The following is a 15330-nucleotide window of genomic DNA, read 5'->3' as shown; positions in this document are numbered from 1 at the left end:
GAGCCGAAATCAGGCTCTTTTTCTTTGCAAAAATGAAAAGGAGAAATGCACTTTATGTTCAAAAAATCGAAAATATTAAAGAAACTCAGCGCAGGGTTCATGGCAGGACTCTGTGCTTTTTCTATGTTCGGTTCATCTATGAGCGGAGCTATCACAGCAAGTGCCGCAAGCACACCTATGGAAAACCCGGCATTCCCGTCAGCGGATACGGTGATCGCAAAGGCGGCGACCTTGCTGGGTACACCGTATACCTATGGAAACAAGGGCTACTGGTATGCGTATGATCAGGGTCAGTACACTCCGCTGTCGGTGCAGACGATCAACAACCTCGGTATCGACTGTTCGGGTCTGGTGTACTATACGCTTACACAGCTTGGATACAAAACATCGGGATTTTCATGGAACAACCCCGTGCCTGCTGACACAGATCATTGGCTTACAGTCAATGATAACTGCACCATAACTTACGACGGAAAGACTTCAAAGGTCGAAGTCGAAAAGAAGAACATCAAGACAACGGACCGCCCGTATTGGGAGTGTGCTGACGGTTCGGTTATTACAGCAGGTTCTGTGGTGGTCGCTCAGAATCCGGTTGGTGAAGATCACGCTTGGATATATATGGGCGAATTTGATTCAAGAAACGATGTGATAAGCTACCTTAAGTCTATCGGCGTTTCGGAAAGTCTTATCAATTCCAAAACAGTCGGGGACGGCACAGGCGCAGGAGGTACACACTGGAGAATCGAATCAAACGGTTCTGAGGGCGTTGTTATCAACAACAAAATAGACGGCAAGACTGCAACAGCTATGAATATGTCGGCGTTCAGAATTACAAAGACAGATGTTACCTTTGAGATCGATAAGTACAATACGGACGGTGATCTTGTAGGAAAATCAAGTGTTGACAATTCCACAGCGGTATACGGAATCTACAGTAACAAGTCCTGTACCAAAAAGGTTGGCGAAATTACAATAGGCGCTGACGGCACAGGTAAAATTCAACTTCCCGACAGCACTTATTACGCAAAGGAATTAAAAGCTCCTACAGGTTATTCTATTGACCCTACTGTTTATACAATCAAAGCAGGAAAAAACAAGGTGACAGAGGATTTCAAAACAGGAACAATTAAAATTAACAAAACCGCAGAGGACGGAATCATCAGCGGCAGGGAGTTTAAAATCACCTATTCATACAATGGAAAATCGCTCTCTGAAACTGCCAAAACCAATGCAAACGGAATTGCAGCCTTTGACGATCTAAGGGTTTATGATATGTCCACGGGCAAAGCGATCACCTACACCGTATCCGAGATCAATGTAGATACAAGATACGAAGTCCCTAAGGCTCAGAATGTTACGCTGACGAGCGGAGATGTTGATCTGACTGTGAATGTGAAGTTCAACAATCAACTTAAAACGGGCTCGATAAAGATAAATAAGCAGTCCGAGGACAATCAGAACGGCGACAGAGAGTTCACTATTACGGGCAACGGTAAGACCTACACAATAAAAACAGGTTCGGACGGTATTGCAATACTTTCCGATATTCCCGTTTACAACAGCAATAATGAGAAGATCGTGTACACCATTTCCGAGAAAAATGTTCCCATTAGATATGTAGTTCCTGCGGATCAGACTGCAACCCTTACGTCAGACGCAACAACAACCAAGACATTCAAAAATATCCTCAAGAAATTTACTCTAGAGGTGACAAAACAGGACGCAGAGATGGTCACAGCACAGGGCAACGGAACACTTGCGGGAGCAGTTTACGGACTGTACAAGGACGGCGAGCTTGTCGATATCTATACTACCGATGAAAACGGATATTTCAAAACAAAAGAGTATGTCTGCGGAAACTACACTGTTCAGGAAATTTCGCCAAGTGAAGGCTATCTCCTTGACGAAACAGTTTATTCAGTGGGTGCAGAAGCTGAGAATTATTTCATTGAGCATAACCCACTTTCTATGACAGTGACTGAGGACGTTATCAAGGGAAATATCGCAATGATCAAGCATTCCGATGACGGCTCTACTCAGATAGAAACTCCAGAAGTGGGAGCTGAATTTGAGGTTTATCTGAAATCTTCGGGTTCTTATGCAAATGCGAAGGATTCCGAAAAGGACTGCCTTGTGTGCGATGAAAACGGCTTTGCACAGACAAAGGATATGCCCTACGGAATTTACACCGTACACCAGACCAAGGGTTGGGAAGGTACTGAGTTTATTGCTGATTTTGATGTCAACATCAGCGAGAACGGACAGACCTACCGCTATCTTATTAACAATGCAGAATTTAAAAGCTATGTTAAGGTGGTAAAGGTGGATTCCGAAACGGGAAAAATCATTCCTTATGAGGGCGCAGGATTTGAGATATACAATGCAGACGGAGAAAAGATAGCTATGACGTACAGCTATCCCACTCCTACTGCCATTGATGTGTTTTACACTAATTCTGAGGGATATCTGATTACTCCCGAGGTTCTTCCCTACGGCGAATATTCTCTTGTTGAGGTTCAGGCTCCATATGGCTATGCACTTGATAAAACTCCCGTAGCATTTTCGGTTTCCTCAGAAAATGCAGAGAAAGAAAACTCGCTTACTATCGTCAAAGTTGAAAAGCAAAACACCGCTCAGAAAGGAAAGATCAGCGTTCATAAAACGGGAGATATTTTCACAAGCGTGACAACGGCTTCCTCAGCATACAAAAATGAAAACGGTGAAATGATCGTGAATCCAACAACTTACACTCCCGTGTTTGCGGGCGGAGATCTCAGCGGCGCGGTATTTCAGGTAAAAGCAAAAGAAGATATTGTAACGGAAGACGGTACGGTCAGAGCTTATGCAGGAGATGTTGTTTCAGAGATCACGACAGACGAAAACGGCTATGCTGAAACTGAGCCGCTTTATCTTGGCAAGTATGAGGTCAGAGAGATAAAAGCTCCCGATGGTTATGTGCTGAACAATGAGCCTAAAGATGTTGAAGTGACATATGCAGGACAGGAATTTGAGGTGAGAGATACTGTGAATACAGCTTTTGAAAATGAGTATCAGAGCGTGAGGATATCGCTTCCTAAGGTTATGGAAAATGATAAGCTTTTCGGGATCTACGGCGAGAATTGCTATACGAGCGTTCGTTTTGGACTATTCGCCGCAGAAGATATTACTGCCGCTGACGGTTCTGTTATTCCTGCGGACGGACTGCTTTCAGAGGTTTCACTTGCTGAGAATATGACCGCAAAATTTGATGTACAGATACCTTTCGGCAGGTATTATGTTCAGGAAATTGCAACCGATGAACATTATGTTCTCAATGGTGAAAAGTATCTTGTAAACTTCGAGTATATGGGACAGGACATCCGGACTGCGGATATTGACTGCGGACAGTTTGTAAATCTTCTCAAGCGTGGCAGGATAGAGGGTCACAAGGTAGATGATAAAAGTGAACCTCTTGAAAATGCTGTGTTCGGTCTGTTTACTGCCGACTGTGTGAAGTTCAGCAGAGATACTGCAATAATGACTTTCACATCAGATGAAAACGGATATTTTGTGTTCGACGAAATCCCCTATGGCGAGTATATTATTCATGAAATCGAAGCTCCCACAGGATATATTCTTAGCGATGAGAGCTATCCTGTTACTGTTTCTGAGGACGGCGATGTCGTAGAAATTACTGCGGTGAATAAACCGATTACTGTTGAGATTTCAAAGCGTGATGTGTACGGAAACGAACTTGTGGGTGCTGAAATGGTGCTTGAAAATGCTGACGGTGAGATAGTTGATAAGTGGACTTCCGACGACACAAATCACGTTGTTTCAAAGCTTGGTGCGGGTGAATATGTGCTTAAAGAAATTGCCGCCCCCGATGGTTATGTGATTGCAACGGACATTAAGTTCAGCATTGATGTTTACGGCAATGTTACGGTAGAAAACGTTGATTCTACAGCCGTTTCGGATAACGGCTATCCGCTTATCGTTATGGTGGACGATACCACTAAGGTTCGTATTTCAAAGCGGGACATTACAACAGGCGAAGAATTGCCGGGTGCTACTTTGCAAATTATCGACGAGAACGGAAATGTTGTTGAGGAATGGGTATCTGCAGACGAAGCTCACTTCATCGAAGGCAAGCTGATCGCAGGCAAGGAGTACACGCTCCGTGAAACAATTGCTCCCGACGGTTACGAGATCGCAAACGAGATCAGGTTTACTGTCAACGAGGACGGTTCTGTGACCGAAGTCGTTATGTATGATGAGCATACGCCTGATCTTGAAACTCCTCCTACAGTCACAATAGATACTCCTAATACGGGTGTATCCGCAGACAATGGTGCTGAATTTTATCTCGTAGCCGCAGCGGTTATTATGGTTTTCGGTATGGTCATACACAAGAAGAACGGTAAGGAACAGAGAAAGGATGATGTGAAATGAGATCTAAAAAGAAATTGATCGCAGCAGCAAGTTCGGTGTGCTTTGCGGCTGTGATGTCGCTAACTGCCTATGCTTCGGGTGATGTTGCGTGGGCGGTCACAAGCACTTGGAACACAGCCAGATCGCAAATAGTGTCGGTGGTGAACAATGTTGTTTTTCCGTGCCTTGATGTTATCCTTGCGGTATTGCTGTTTGTGAAGATAGGTGCGATGTATATGGACTACCGCAAGCACGGACAGATAGAATGGACTCCTGTTGCGATAATCTTCGCCTGCCTCATATTCACCCTTACCGCTCCGCTGTATATTTGGTCGATTGTGTAAGGAGGTATGACAAATGAAGAATATTCTTATACTCGCCGTACTGTCTGCGGTGATCCTTACAGGCTGCGGAAATATCTCGCCGCCGTTCAAAGCCGAGCAGACAACAGTCACAACAGCCGCACCGACAGTAAGTGCGGCTGCCTCTTCGGAGGCTGAAAGTACCGTCGATGAAGAACAGGTAAAATATGATACCTTTATTGCGGAGTTTTTCGATTCAAATATATGCTTTGCAGATACAAGCACATTGGTAACAGAGGCAATGAAAGGCTGTTCATTTGAAACGCAGACAGACAGTTCAAACGGAGTGCAGAATATATCGCTGAAAGGCAAAAACGGCGGCGGTATGATAGATGTTATGTGCGTCGATTTAAGTCAGAGTGATCTTGATCACGATATGGAATATATCCTTGAAAACTTCGGAGATTATTACTTCGGACAGACCTCCGCACAGATGAGCGGTATCACCGAAGATGACTTTGTTTCGAGTTACCGAATGACAAGCAGTGTTGTTTCAAAGGGCAAGTATCAGCAGTACGGCTCTGTTCAGAAATCCGACGGTATGGCGACTCAGTTCGGATACACAGAAACCTATGCTGTGCTGAGTGAAAACAAGCTTACCGTTGTATCGGGTGCATTTCTCAGTTCGGATATGATGGAAAGGCAGAGTTTTTCACAGCTGATGGCTAAGTTTGCGGAGAATGTGAAGTACTGATTTAAAATGAAAAAAGGGCTGAGGTTGGCTCAGCCCTTTGGTTTTGGGGAGTATAAATCAGAATTTATATATTAAATACTTCTTTTGCGTATGATGTCCACCCACCATGTGTAATCATTACGCAAATTACAGCAAGTGTTATATACAATACGATAGGGATAAGCAGATATGCCTTGCCTTTACTCAATGTTTTCCGAAATACATAGATATTTGAGGGAAATGATAAAGCAAGCCAAATCAGTAGCTCAATACAGCCAAGCATAATAGAAACATCTTTCTCCGAGCCTAAATCATAGCTATAGCCTTTTGAATGTCCAGTTATATCAAGAAAAATCCAGCCGAAACATATTGGAAATGAAAATGCAATAAAACTCGTCCAGAGAAAATTCAGACAATAGATAATTTTACTTTTCATGGCTATCTCCTACAAATTTCGATTTATGTTATTATCCATTATACCACACCAACCTCGAAAAATCAACCCTAGTAAACAGAAAGCAGGTGATAAAGTGCCATATATCCCATTTACAGACGAACAAAAAGTCCTTGCCAACAGCGTAGACCTCGAAGAATTCCTGAGAATGCGAGGTGAAAAATTAGAACGTGTCGGCAGAGAGCATAAGCTCATTTACTACGACGGTTCGGGCAGGCACGACAGCATAACGCTCCGTGGCTCTACCTGGTTCGATCACAAAAATCAGATAGGCGGCGGAGCAATAAAGTTTATGCAGGAGTTTTATGGTATGGACTTTCAGACGGCGGTGCAGGAACTGCTTGGTCAGACAGTAACTCCGCTGTCCCACAGTCCGCCGAAAGCTATCGCAAAGGAAGAAAAGAAAGAGTTCAGACTTCCCGAGGCAAACACAAATATGCATAGGGTTTATGCCTACCTGATAAAGCAGAGGTTCATTTCTCCCGATATTATCAGCCATTTTGCAAAACAGCACACGCTTTATGAGGACAAGGAACATCACAATGCGGTGTTCGTAGGCGTTGACGAAAACGGCGTTCCAAGGCAGGCAAGCAAGCGTTCAACAAATTCTTACGGCAATAGTTTCAGGATCACTTGTCAAGGTTCTGACACAAGATACAGCTTTGCACATTTCGGTGAAAGCAAAAGACTCTATGTGTTTGAGGCTCCCATAGATATGATGAGTTTTCTTACGCTTTATCCGAAAGAATGGCAAAAGCACAGCTGCATTGCAATGAACGGAGTGTATGAAAATGCTGTTTTAACGGCTTTGAAGAACCATTCAAATCTGTCCGAAATTGTGCTTTGCGTGGATAATGATGAGGGCGGAATTGAAGCTGTTGACCGACTTAGGGATATTCTTGCGGATAACGGATATTCCGATGTGAAACGGCTCGCACCGGAGTACAAGGATTGGAACGAAGTGCTGAAAGCAAAGAACGGAGCCACAGCTCTGCCTGCTGTTCCTCATAAGCGGAAGGAAGAATATCTTCATCAGATTGATGGCTTAAAGTATTTACGATGCCGTCCCGACAAGCTGACCTCGCAAATATATGCAACATTCAAAAACGGACAATACAGGTATCTCGCCGAGTATGCGTTGGCAGGCTCGGCTTTTTTCATGCCCAAAACAGAGCAGATAAACAGCGAGTGTAAGGCGTTTGTATGGCTCCAAAACAAGCTCAAAGGCAGTTACAAGCCCTACACCGACAAGGGCAGAAAAGCACAGAAACAAAGGAATTTGCAGGACTGTGTGCAGGAGGTTCTGCGTGATCTGAAACAGACCGCTCGAACCCGAGAGCAGTCGGTTCAGACGGCAAAGCTTTTGTATAGCCTTGCAGATAGTGCCTTGCGGCTAAATGTTGAAAATACATTATCCGAACTTACACAAGAGCAAAGCGAATCAGAATACATTGTTTCAGAACCGGAGCAATGTATGGAATTCGGGTAATGCGATACCGTCTGCTTCACGGTGCAATACCTTGAAGATAACAAACTAACTGTTCTTTTAAATACAGAAGAAAGCATATTTCTATGGATAGGAAGTGAAATTTTGAGTGAAAAACAAATGATTTTAATAGGTTTGCTTGTCATAGCTTTCATTGCCTTTTTAGTGGTAGTAAATCTGCTTGACAACAAGTCGCTTAACGGAATAAAGGCAAAAAAAGTCGGCAATGGACAGCACGGAACTGCGAGGTGGGCGACAAAAGCTGAGATAAAGCGTACTTTTATCCCTCTGCCATTCGAGCCGGAGATGTGGAGAAAAGGTCAGAACCTGCCGACTGTTCAAGGTACGGTGGTAGGCTGTCGGACACACGGAAAAAAAACTGTGGCTATTGTAGATGACGGCGATGTTCACACGCTTATGATAGGAGCTGCGGGTGTGGGCAAGACTGCATACTTTTTGTATCCGAACATAGAGCTTGCCTGTGCAAGCGGAATGTCTTTTATCTCAACTGATACAAAAGGAGATGTTGCACGAAACTACGGAACTATCGCCAAAAAGTATTACGGCTACAATGTTTCTGTGCTTGATCTGCGTAACCCCACACGCTCAGATGAAAACAATATCCTGCACCTTGTAAACAAGTATATGGATATTTATCTGTCTGATAAAAACGACCTTTCGGCAAAGGCAAAAGCTGAAAAGTATGCAAAGATAACCGCAAAGACAATTATCAATATCGGCGGAGGTGACAGCCACAGCTACGGACAAAACGCTTTTTTCTACGATGCAGCTGAGGGTCTGCTCGCCTCGGTCATACTGCTTTTGGCGGAGTTTGGCGACAAAAACGAACGGCATATAGTTTCCGTTTTCAAGCTTATTCAGGACTTGCTTGCTAAGTATCAGCCCGACCCGAAAGCAAAACCTAAAATGTATTTTTCAAAGCTTATGGACAAACTTCCAAGCGAACACAAAGCAAAATGGCTTGCAGGAGCGGCTCTGAATGCGTCTGACCAGTCTATGCTGTCGGTAATGTCGACTGCACTTTCAAGGCTCAACAGTTTTCTTGATTCTGAACTTGAACAAATGCTGTGCTTTGGAACGGCGATAGACGCCGAGAAGTTTTGCAATGAAAAGTCTGCTATCTTTATCGTTCTTCCCGAAGAAGATACAAGCAAGTACTTTATGGTCAGCCTGCTTATCCAACAGATGTATCGTGAGATATTAGTCATTGCAGACGAAAACGGCGGAAAACTAAAAAACAGAGTTATGTTTTACTGCGACGAATTTGGAACTTTTCCTAAGATAGAGGGTGCTGAATCTATGTTCTCCGCAGGACGTTCAAGAAAAATATCCATAGTGGCAATAATCCAGTCCTTTGCACAGCTTGAACAGAACTACGGGAAACAGGGTATGGAGATAATAACCGACAACACTCAGCTTACTGTGTTCGGCGGATTTGCACCAAACAGTCAGAGTGCAGAGGTGCTTTCAAAAGCATTGGGAGAACAAACGGTATTAAGCGGTTCTGTATCAAACGGAAGGGACAGATCTCAGTCATTGCAGATGATAGGCAGACCGCTTATGACTGTGGACGAATTAAAATCTATGCCGAAAGGACAGTTTATTGTTATGAAAACAGGAACATGCCCGATGATAAGCAAGTTAAAACTGTTCTTCAAATGGGGTATCAAGTTTGAAGAAGAATACAAACTTCCCGATAATACCGCCCGTGCCGTTTCATACAAAGAGCGTGACGAGCTTATTCGTGATATTGAAATCAAATATCCGCAGAAGAAAAAAGATATGCTGCCTGTGGAATTTGAGGCAGAGCCAAAGAAAAAGACCAATGTCAAGACATAAAAGGAGTGATGTTTATTGATATTTCCAAAAAGGATCTACGACTTAGGACTAAGCCACAAGTCTGTGGCTGTGTACTGCTACCTAGCAAACCGTGCGGACAAAAACGGAGAATGCTTTCCCTCTGTACGAAGGATAGCAGAAGATCTGAGCATTTCAAAAAGCACGGTGTTTCGTGCTTTTAACGAGCTTGAAGAAAGCGGATCGTTAGAGCGTTTCCCCCGTTATCACCCACAATGCGGTCGGCGGAGTTCTCTGTACCGCATAAAGGGAGAGATAACTAATACAAATCGTTCCGAGAAACGAGGTGATAAGCTTGTTTGATTGGATATCTGACGCTATCGACTGGATAGGCGACGGGATATCAAGCCTGTGGGACAGCACCATAGGCGGAACGGTAGACGCAATATCCGACGCTGTGTGGGACATTATGTTCGAGTGGCTTTTCAACAAGGTCTACGGTGCGGTGGCAGAGCTTTTTATGTTCATAGATCAGTCGGCGACCGATCTGTTCTCTCTTGCCTGGGTGAGGACCTTTGTCAGTCTGTTTCAGGCTCTCGGTTGGATGCTTTTTGTCTGCGGTCTTGTCATGGCGGTTTTTGACACTGCTATGGCATACGAGTCGGGAGCGGCTAACATCAGGCAGACCTGTGTGAATGTGATAAAAGGCTTTATGGCGGCGGCTCTCTTTGCGGTAGTCCCACAGCGGCTTTACGAGCTGTGCATAGCCTTACAGGGTTCATTTTCCTACGATCTGCTTGGGGTGTTTTTGTCTGACACATACAGCACTATAGCCGATTCGGGGCTTTCTGTGCTGTATGTTCTTGCATCTGACGTTTCACTTTTTAGCCTGTTTTTTATCATACTTTTCGGTTACTGCACGGTAAAGGTCGTGTTTGCGAACATCAAGCGAGGCGGCATAATGCTTTGCCAGATAGCTGTCGGGAGCTTGTATATGTTCGGAGTTCCGAGGGGCTACACCGACGGCTTTTACAGCTGGTGCAAGCAGGTCATCGCTACTTGCCTGACGGCTTTTTTGCAGACAACGATATTGTATATCGGACTTCTGACGTACACTCAGCACCCATTGCTTGCTGTGGGGATATGCCTGTCGGCTAACGAAGTGCCGAGGATAGCTCAGATGTACGGGCTTGATACCAGCGTTAGAGTCAATATGATGAGTGTTAGTCATACTGTTTCTATGGGGGCTAAAGCGGTGAATATGATCAAGGGAAAAGCTTGATTTTACGTTAATCGTATGATATAATAACATTATTATTTCAAAACAAAAAGTGGTGTACGCTATGTTATTTGTTCAGCAAATTGAAATTGAATACAGAAAAAACGTCAGGTATGCAAATTTTGCACAAGCAAGAAATGCCATAAAGTTCTATCCTGTAAGAATCAATTCTGATGAAATACAACAAAATGTATTGTTTCATTCTGCGTTTTTTTATCAGGATACTAACGGGATGCACAATAGAGGTACAAAAAGTCGGCAGTTTACAGAAAGTCAGCTGTATGATGGAAAATTCAATCGTTCTCCCTTTGGTAAAAAGATAGGGGTGAAACCGATCGGTGATAATCAGTACGAAGTTCATTTTTATGGAGGATTTGATAAAACTGCTTTTGTTTTGAGAAAAGATCAATATGGACGGATTGTTTTTAATGAAAGAAACACCTATTATGACACGGGTGAGTGGTACTATCAGTTTTTCGTTTTCAACATTGTCTGTTGTGAAAAAGATAATTTCAAAGAAAAAATCTTCTTCAATAAGAATCCGGACTATGAATTCAATGGTATGAAATATTTAAGATATTGCTAATACAGTCAAGCCAAAAGCTTGGCTGTTTTTTTATGCAAGAACGGAGCGTGATAACAAAAATGAAAACCTACATCTACCCCGAAAACCTGAGAGCAAGCGTAAAGCTGTGGTTTTGGAGCGTTCGGGATCTTATCATTATCTGTGCAGGGATAGTACTGTCTGTGATAGTGCTTGTGAATCTATGGAACATTATCCCCTTTGCAGTCACAGCCTGCTATGCTTTTATGACTGTAAGAGCAGATGAAATGTCGATAATGGACTATCTTTTTAATGCTGTGAGGTTTTTTCTGACCTCGCAGCAGTTGTATTTATGGAAGAAAAGTTAAATGAAGAAAAGCAAAAACAGCGTTCAGGGTCTTATCGGTCTTGAACGCTTTACTAAATACGGCGTAAAGACTGATAAAGCTGAGATAGCATTTTTCAGCGTTGAACCAACCAATATTTCCGTGCTGTCGGCTGCGAATATCGATGTGAAGATACACCACCTTATGATGCTGTTAAGCACGATACCGGACCTTGAAATACTTGCTTTGGATTCCTGCGAGTGTTTCGACAGCAACAAAACCTATGTCAAAAAGCGTTTGCAGACGGAGCAGAACGAGGCGGTCAGAAAACTGCTGCAAGCTGACTATGATTTTCTCGACGAGATACAAGTTGAGATGTCGACAGCGAGACAGTTTATGTTTGCGGTGCGGTTCAGACGTGAAAAGGACGAGCAGATATTCAGCACGCTGAATCGTGTGGATAAGGCAATATCGGAGCACGGTTTTGCGGCTAGGAGAATGAGTAAGCCGGAGATCAAGCGTATGCTGGCTTTGTATTTCGGGACAAGCATATCCGGAGATGATATCCCCGATATTGAGGGAGAGAATGAATTTGATCTGGAAAAACAGGAGGTGACTGTTAATGAGAAGTAGAAAGCAAAAGAAAAAAGAACTGTCAGAAGAACAGCTTGAGATCATCGATACAAAGGACTTTTTTGACCGCATTGCACCAGGCATTATACGCTTTTTCACCGACCACTATATCTGCGGAAACTTCTACAAGTCCTGCTGGGCGGTGACGGAATATCCGCCAAGTACGGAAGAAACGGCAATACTTGCTCACCTTGCGGACAGAAACGGCGTAACGCTAAGAATCTACAACCGCCTTGTTACAAGCATGGAGCAGAGGAAGATCGTTCAGCAGGCAATGCGGAAGAACCATATGATGACTACTACAAATGATGTCAACGAGAGCATAAAGGCTCAGGATAACATAAATGATGTGGTGGAGCTGATAAGCGAACTACGCAGAAACAAAGAACCTTTACTGCACACAGCTGTTTTTATTGAGCTAAAAGCAAGCTCTGAGGACAAGCTGAAAGAACTGAAAGCCGATATTCAAATGGAACTGACACGTTCCAAAATATCCGTTGACCGTTTGCTTTTACGTCAGAAAGAAGGATTCTTGTCTGTTCATCCTGCGGGCAATAACGTATTCGCAAGTCAGTTTGAACGTGTTCTTCCTGCAAGCTCGGTGGCTGATCTTTATCCCTTGAATTACAGCGGCAAGACCGATGAGAGCGGCTTTTATGTTGGAAGAGATAAGTACAGCACGAATATTCTTGTTGACTTTGACAAGCGAACTGAGGACAAAACAAACTCCAACATTCTTATACTCGGCAACAGCGGTCAGGGTAAGTCGTATCTGATGAAACTGCTTTTATGCAATCAGCGTGAGGCAGGGAAAAGTGTTCTGGTCTTAGACCCTGAACATGAATACGAAGATTTATGTTCAAACCTTGGCGGAACGTATATCGATATGATGTCGGGAGAATTTATGATAAATCCGCTTGAGCCTAAAGCGTGGTCAGAAAATTCTCGCTTTGGAAATCAAGAAAAGGAAACCGACGACAGTCCCGAAGCATTCCGAAAAGTCACCCGTTTAAGTCAGCACATCAGCTATCTCAAAGACTTTTTCAGAGCGTACAAGGACTTCACAGACGCAGAGATCGACACAATAGAGATAATGCTTATGAAACTGTATGCACGTTTTGGCATTGATGATCTAACAGATCTCGATAAGTTGGAAAGCTGTGACTATCCTGTAATGTCAGACCTGTATGAGTTAGTTGAAAAAGAATTTATGGCGTTTGATAATGCTAAGAAACACCTCTACACCGAAGAAATATTGCAGAATATCTGCTTGGGATTGCACTCAATGTGCAAGGGAGCGGAATCGAAATATTTCAACGGCAGAACAAACATCAAAGACAGCGAGTTTATCTGTTTCGGAGTAAAAGGTCTTATGGATACAAACAAACGGCTGAAAGATACGCTGCTGTTCAACATTCTAAGCTACATGAGCAATCAGCTTTTAGGGCGCGGAAATACTGTTGCGGCAGTCGATGAGTTATATTTATTCCTTACAAATATGACGGCAATCGAATATATTCGCAACGGTATGAAACGTGTTCGAAAAAAGGAATCGTCTTTCATATTAGCTTCGCAAAATATCGAGGACTTTCTGCTGCCTGAGATAAAGGAGTTCACCAAGCCGCTGTTTTCTATTCCTGCACATCATTTTCTGTTCAATCCGGGAAATATCTCGCCGACGGCATTCATTGACACCTTACAGTTGGAAGATTCAGAGTACAGTCTTATCAAGTATCCCGAAAGAGGAATTTGTCTGTATCGGTGCGGCAATGAGAGGTATCTGCTGCAGGTCATTGCTCCTGCTTACAAGGCGGCACTGTTTGGTTCGGCGGGAGGAAGGTGATGTAATGTCGGCGACAGTTGCGGCGGCTCTTAAAAAGGCAGCCATATATATTCTTGGTGATGAAAAAAAGCGAGGCAAGCTTGTGACTGTGGTGCTTAGTGCTGCGGTGGGTATGCTCCTTTTGCTGTGTGCTCCTGCGGTGATGCTTTCTTCTCTTGGGGAGGTCGGCGAGGAAGCTCAAGTGCCTGAACTTCACATTAATGCCGATGATTTTTACAGTTCTCTTGACAGTGAAAGCAGGCAAAAGCTCGATGATATCCGATCAGCAGGTAATGACATTGCAAACGCTATGGACGAAAAGGGTGTCAAGGTTCAGACCATAAAGGCTCAGCTGATATATATGTCATACTTCGACGAGGTTCAGAATTTCAATGCTGAGTCATACGCAAATTTGTTCGCTGTTGCTCCAAATGACAGTGATTTAATTGCGGCGATAAACTCGACTTACGGCTTGGAGATAGACTATGACGAATTTGTTCGCACATACACATTTGTTATGAACAGCACCTTAAATTCATATATGTTCAATGACGCAGGCAGTAAAAACTGTTCAGACCTTGCGGCATGGGCAGAGAATGCTTTTATCTCAGGGTGGGGATACAAAAGCGGTGCTGCCGGTGAAAGAGACGAAACAGACCGCATCAGATATGCTGACAACGCAGGACTTGTGCTTGGGTATCTAAATTATGATCCGACAGACAAGTTGTTCAATTCCGATTACGATACGCTTGTTTACACCGAGCAAGGAGGACTTGATACCATGCCGGAAACCGCAGGAATAGGACTGTTCGATGGCAGTAAGCATGGGATTTATATAGGTAACGGCGAGGTCGTTTTCTCCTCTGCCGATTGCGGCTATGTGACAAAAGAAAATGTTTCAAATGGCAGTTGGACAAGCTGGTGTACCTATGAAGGGATTGATTATCCACAGGAGGTGACTGACGCTATTGAAAGTTTGAATGAGGACAGCTCATTAGAAAATTAATTTTATTGGAGTGTGATAGGTTGAAAAAATCAGTTACTGTAAGTGTAAACGAGAAAAAGCTCTCTGCGATAGAGATGTATCTGGAGCAGAAGAACACAACTCTTGCGGCGGAGCTTGAAAAGTATGCGGATCAGCTTTACGGCAAGGTCGTTCCGCAGAATGTGAGAGATTTTATTGATATGATGTCGGACAGAAAGCCTGCGAGAAAGCAGAAGATCACTGCTCCTGCCGAATCGGGGAAACGATTCGAGCAGTAATTCGCCACGGTTCGCACCGTGTCGCCCTGTGTGGCGTTTTCACAGCATGGGTGGGGTAACTTTACCCTGAAGGCAGTCGGGGCGAATGTGGGACGTTTGTCGCAGAAATTAGATTGGAAGAAATCAGATGATTTCGGGTGGGTTTGAGGGGCATTTAATATATTGCAAGTTAAAGGCGCTGTAAAAAAAAAGCGCAACAAAGCCCGTGGATTCCCTCGATATGGAAGCCCACGGGCTTTAATATATCACACAGCAAAAAA

General features: G+C 43.7%; 14 protein-coding genes. 13 read left to right on the top strand and 1 reads right to left on the bottom strand.

The window, feature by feature from the left end; translation table 11 throughout:
- The first annotated feature begins 54 nt into the window (after positions 1-54).
- Genes AB5Z01_RS10775 through AB5Z01_RS10765 form a run of 3 tightly spaced genes read left to right on the top strand, consistent with a single transcriptional unit; the run spans position 55 to position 5466 of the window.
- Positions 55-4431: a SpaA isopeptide-forming pilin-related protein gene (locus AB5Z01_RS10775; protein ID WP_368365536.1), complete on the top strand. Its 4377-nt coding sequence runs from the start codon at positions 55-57 to the stop codon at positions 4429-4431.
- On the top strand, positions 4428-4754 hold the full coding sequence (locus tag AB5Z01_RS10770) for a DUF3852 domain-containing protein (RefSeq protein WP_332009200.1): 327 nt from the start codon (positions 4428-4430) through the stop codon (positions 4752-4754). Before AB5Z01_RS10775 ends, AB5Z01_RS10770 begins: the two co-directional genes overlap by 4 nt.
- A gap of 13 nt (positions 4755-4767) precedes the next feature.
- The gene (locus AB5Z01_RS10765; RefSeq protein ID WP_368365535.1) at positions 4768-5466 is read left to right on the top strand and encodes a hypothetical protein; all 699 of its coding nucleotides are present in this window, start codon (positions 4768-4770) and stop codon (positions 5464-5466) included.
- A 64-nt stretch (positions 5467-5530) separates the two neighbouring features.
- On the opposite strand, the gene AB5Z01_RS10760 is transcribed toward AB5Z01_RS10765, so the two are convergent.
- Positions 5531-5881, bottom strand: a complete 351-nt coding sequence (locus AB5Z01_RS10760; protein ID WP_046438598.1) for a hypothetical protein — start codon at positions 5879-5881, stop codon at positions 5531-5533.
- Positions 5882-5975: 94 nt separating this feature from the next.
- Here AB5Z01_RS10760 and AB5Z01_RS10755 point away from each other — a divergent pair, with 94 nt between their 5' ends.
- The 10 genes from AB5Z01_RS10755 to AB5Z01_RS10710 all read left to right on the top strand — a co-directional run bounded on the left by AB5Z01_RS10755 (position 5976) and on the right by AB5Z01_RS10710 (position 15070).
- Positions 5976-7388 carry a DUF3991 domain-containing protein gene (locus AB5Z01_RS10755; protein WP_368365534.1) on the top strand — a complete coding sequence of 471 codons (1413 nt, stop codon included), beginning with the start codon at positions 5976-5978 and terminating at the stop codon, positions 7386-7388.
- Between the two features lie 102 nt (positions 7389-7490).
- Positions 7491-9245, top strand: coding sequence for a VirD4-like conjugal transfer protein, CD1115 family (locus AB5Z01_RS10750; protein ID WP_368365533.1), 1755 nt, complete (start codon positions 7491-7493; stop codon positions 9243-9245).
- A gap of 15 nt (positions 9246-9260) precedes the next feature.
- Entirely contained in the window at positions 9261-9566 is a 306-nt protein-coding gene (locus AB5Z01_RS10745) for a helix-turn-helix domain-containing protein (RefSeq protein WP_332009227.1), read from the top strand.
- On the top strand, positions 9559-10485 hold the full coding sequence (locus AB5Z01_RS10740; protein ID WP_368365532.1) for a conjugal transfer protein TrbL family protein: 927 nt from the start codon (positions 9559-9561) through the stop codon (positions 10483-10485). Before AB5Z01_RS10745 ends, AB5Z01_RS10740 begins: the two co-directional genes overlap by 8 nt.
- Positions 10486-10546: 61 nt before the next feature.
- A complete protein-coding gene (locus tag AB5Z01_RS10735) occupies positions 10547-11068 on the top strand; it encodes a hypothetical protein (protein WP_195220551.1) in 522 nt (173 codons plus the stop codon).
- 59 nt (positions 11069-11127) lie between these two features.
- Positions 11128-11394, top strand: coding sequence for a hypothetical protein (locus AB5Z01_RS10730; RefSeq protein ID WP_195220552.1), 267 nt, complete (start codon positions 11128-11130; stop codon positions 11392-11394).
- Complete coding sequence (locus AB5Z01_RS10725; protein ID WP_195220553.1) at positions 11395-11985, top strand: hypothetical protein; 591 nt, start codon at positions 11395-11397, stop codon at positions 11983-11985. It abuts the gene before it with no gap.
- Positions 11975-13828: a VirB4 family type IV secretion system protein gene (locus tag AB5Z01_RS10720; RefSeq protein WP_368365531.1), complete on the top strand. Its 1854-nt coding sequence runs from the start codon at positions 11975-11977 to the stop codon at positions 13826-13828. Before AB5Z01_RS10725 ends, AB5Z01_RS10720 begins: the two co-directional genes overlap by 11 nt.
- Before the next feature lie 4 nt (positions 13829-13832).
- Positions 13833-14813 carry a hypothetical protein gene (locus tag AB5Z01_RS10715; RefSeq protein ID WP_195220555.1) on the top strand — a complete coding sequence of 327 codons (981 nt, stop codon included), beginning with the start codon at positions 13833-13835 and terminating at the stop codon, positions 14811-14813.
- Positions 14814-14833: 20 nt separating this feature from the next.
- Positions 14834-15070 carry a DUF6103 family protein gene (locus AB5Z01_RS10710; protein WP_195220556.1) on the top strand — a complete coding sequence of 79 codons (237 nt, stop codon included), beginning with the start codon at positions 14834-14836 and terminating at the stop codon, positions 15068-15070.
- Positions 15071-15330 lie beyond the last annotated feature (260 nt).

Source organism: Ruminococcus sp. RTP21359st1_H3_RTP21359_211015 (assembly GCF_040909065.1).
Lineage (GTDB): Bacteria > Bacillota > Clostridia > Oscillospirales > Ruminococcaceae > Hominimerdicola > Hominimerdicola aceti.
The sequence above is the reverse complement of the archived record's forward strand: the minus strand, read 5'-3'. Positions and strand labels throughout refer to the sequence as shown.